Source organism: Caballeronia sp. SEWSISQ10-4 2 (genome assembly GCF_030464885.1).
Taxonomy (GTDB): Bacteria; Pseudomonadota; Gammaproteobacteria; order Burkholderiales; family Burkholderiaceae; genus Caballeronia.
Window position 1 is genome coordinate 1 of record NZ_JALPRJ010000190.1, and the last position, 2,979, is coordinate 2,979.

At 59.2% G+C, this 2,979-nt stretch carries 1 protein-coding gene; it reads left to right on the forward strand.

Translation table 11 applies throughout. The annotated features are described in order from the left end of the window. Positions 1-130: 130 nt before the first annotated feature. Complete coding sequence (gene acnA, locus M0D69_RS43480) at positions 131-2,848, forward strand: aconitate hydratase AcnA (protein ID WP_301787956.1); 2,718 nt, start codon at positions 131-133, stop codon at positions 2,846-2,848. The last annotated feature ends 131 nt before the right edge of the window (positions 2,849-2,979 follow it).

Genomic DNA, 2,979 nt, shown 5'->3' on the forward strand with positions numbered 1-2,979 from the left:
CAGGCAACGCTCGAAGCAATGCCGGTCAATGAATATGTTGATTTGTATGTGATTTAGTCAGGATTCGTCACTCGCTTTTAGATCAAACGTTTCGAAGGTATTTCCTCGTTTAAACCAAGGGAAAAAAAACATGGCCCACAATCTCCACAAAACGCTCAAGGAATTCGATAGCGGTTCCGGCAAAGGCAAGTACTACTCGTTGCCCGCGCTCGGAAAGGCGCTCAACGTCAAGATCGAACGCCTGCCGGTGTCGATCCGCATCGTGCTGGAATCGGTGCTGCGCAACTACGACGGCAAGAAGATCGGCGAGGAACACATCAAACAACTGGCGAACTGGAAGCCGGTCGCGGATCGTACCGATGAAATCCCGTTCGTGGTCTCGCGCGTCGTGCTGCAGGATTTCACCGGCGTGCCGCTGCTCGCCGATATTGCCGCCATGCGTGGTGTCGCGAAGCGCGCAGGTAAGGACCCGAAGGCGATCGAGCCGCTCGTGCCGGTCGATCTGGTGGTCGATCACTCGGTGCAGATCGATTACTTCCGTCAGAAAGACGCGCTCGACCTGAACATGAAACTGGAATTCCAGCGCAATAACGAGCGCTACCAGTTCATGAAGTGGGGCATGCAAGCCTTCGATACATTCAAGGTCGTGCCGCCGGGCGTGGGTATCGTCCACCAGGTGAACCTGGAATATCTGGCGCGTGGCGTGCACAAGAAGTCGATTGAAGGCGATACGGTGTATTACCCGGACACGCTCGTTGGCACGGACAGCCACACGACGATGATCAACGGTATTGGCGTGGTGGGCTGGGGCGTGGGCGGTATTGAAGCCGAAGCCGGTATGCTCGGCCAGCCCGTGTATTTCCTGACGCCGGACGTGGTTGGCGTCGAGCTGAAGGGCAAGATTCGCGAAGGCGTGACGGCGACCGACCTGGTGCTGACCGTCACCGAAATGCTGCGCAAAGAGAAGGTCGTCGGCAAGTTCGTCGAGTTCTTCGGCGAAGGCACGAAGTCGCTGTCGCTGCCGGACCGCGCGACCATCGGCAACATGGCGCCGGAATACGGCGCGACCATGGGCTTCTTCCCCGTCGATGAAAAGACCATCGACTACTTCAAGGGAACGGGTCGTACCGACGCAGAAATCTCGGCGTTCGAAGCCTATTTCAAGGCACAGAACCTGTTCGGCGTGCCGAAGGCTGGCGACATCGACTACACGAAGACGCTTACGCTCGACCTCGGCACAGTTGCTCCGTCGCTGGCGGGTCCGAAGCGCCCGCAGGACCGTATTGAAATCGGCAACGTGAAGTCGAACTTCACGGAGTTGTTCTCGGCAGCTGTCAGCGATAACGGCTTCGGTAAAAAGGCCGCCGATCTGAACAAGCAATACACGACCACGAACAAGGTCGATGTGAAGAATGGCGACATCCTGATCGCCGCCATCACGTCGTGCACGAACACGTCGAACCCGAGCGTGTTGCTTGCCGCCGGCCTGCTCGCGAAGAAAGCAGTAGAAGCCGGATTGACCGTTGCCCCGCACATCAAGACATCGCTGGCGCCGGGATCGCGGATTGTCACGGAGTACCTCACGAAGACCGGCTTGCTGCCCTACCTCGATCAGCTCGGCTTCACGCTGGCCGCTTACGGCTGCACGACGTGTATCGGCAATGCGGGCGACCTGACGCCGGAACTGAACGACGCGATCACGAAGAACGACATCGTGGCGGCCGCCGTGCTGTCCGGTAACCGTAACTTCGAAGCGCGTATTCATCCGAACATCCGCGCCAACTTCCTGGCATCGCCGCCGCTGGTCGTGGCTTACGCTATCGCCGGCAACATGACGGTCGACCTGATGACGGAACCAGTCGGCAAGGGCAAGAACGGCAAGGACATCTTCCTCGGCGACATCTGGCCGACGAGCGACGAAGTCAACGCGCTGCTCAAGTTCGCACTCGACGCCGACGCATTCCGCAAGAACTACGCCGAGCTCACGAAGACCGGCGACCTGTGGAGCAAGATCGAAGGCGAAGCGGGCCAGGTTTATGACTGGCCGAAGTCGACGTACATCGCCGAACCGCCGTTCTTCGGCAAGGACTTTTCGATGACGCCGGCCGACAGCATTCCGGCCGTCAAGGGCGCGCGTCCGCTGGGTATCTTCGGTGACTCGGTCACGACCGACCACATCAGCCCGGCTGGTTCGATCAAGGAAAGCTCCCCGGCAGGCGTGTGGCTGAAGGCGAACGGCGTGCAGAAGGCCGATTTCAACAGCTACGGCTCGCGTCGCGGCAACCACGACGTCATGATGCGCGGCACCTTCGCCAACGTGCGGATCAAGAACCTGATGATCCCGCTGACGGCCGACGGCACGCGCGTGGAAGGCGGCGTGACGATATTCCAGCCGAGCGGCGAAGAAATGTCGATCTATGACGCAGCCATGAAGTACATCGACCAGGGCACGCCGACCATCGTGTTTGCCGGCGAAGAGTACGGCACGGGTTCGTCACGCGACTGGGCCGCAAAGGGCACGCAATTGCTCGGCGTGAAGGTGGTCGTGGCGCGCAGCTTCGAGCGAATCCATCGTTCGAACCTGGTCGGCATGGGCGTGTTGCCGTTGCAGTTCAAGGGCTCGGACAGCGTCCAGTCACTGAACATCACGGGCGAAGAAACGTTCGATATCGAAGGCCTTTCATCCGATATCAAGCCGCAGCAGGAAGTGACGCTCGTGATTCATCGCAAGGACGGCAGCGAGCAGCGCGTGACGGTGTTGCTGCGTATCGATACGCCGATTGAAGTGGATTACTACAAGCACGGCGGGATCCTGCCGTTCGTGCTGCGCTCGCTGCTGGCAGCGTAAGTTTTTTCCGCAGTAACTTTTGCAGGTGACCGCACCCTTTGAGAACAGGGCGCGGGAACATTGAACCCGGCTTCGGCCGTAATGCCGTTCAGTTAAGCGACTGAACGGCATTTTTATTGTGCGCACAAAGT

What these genes read in the sequence shown, in the direction of transcription:
- acnA (WP_301787956.1), top strand. Translation starts at nt 131, where the DNA reads ATGGCCCACAATCTCCACAAAACGCTCAAGGAATTCGATAGCGGTTCC.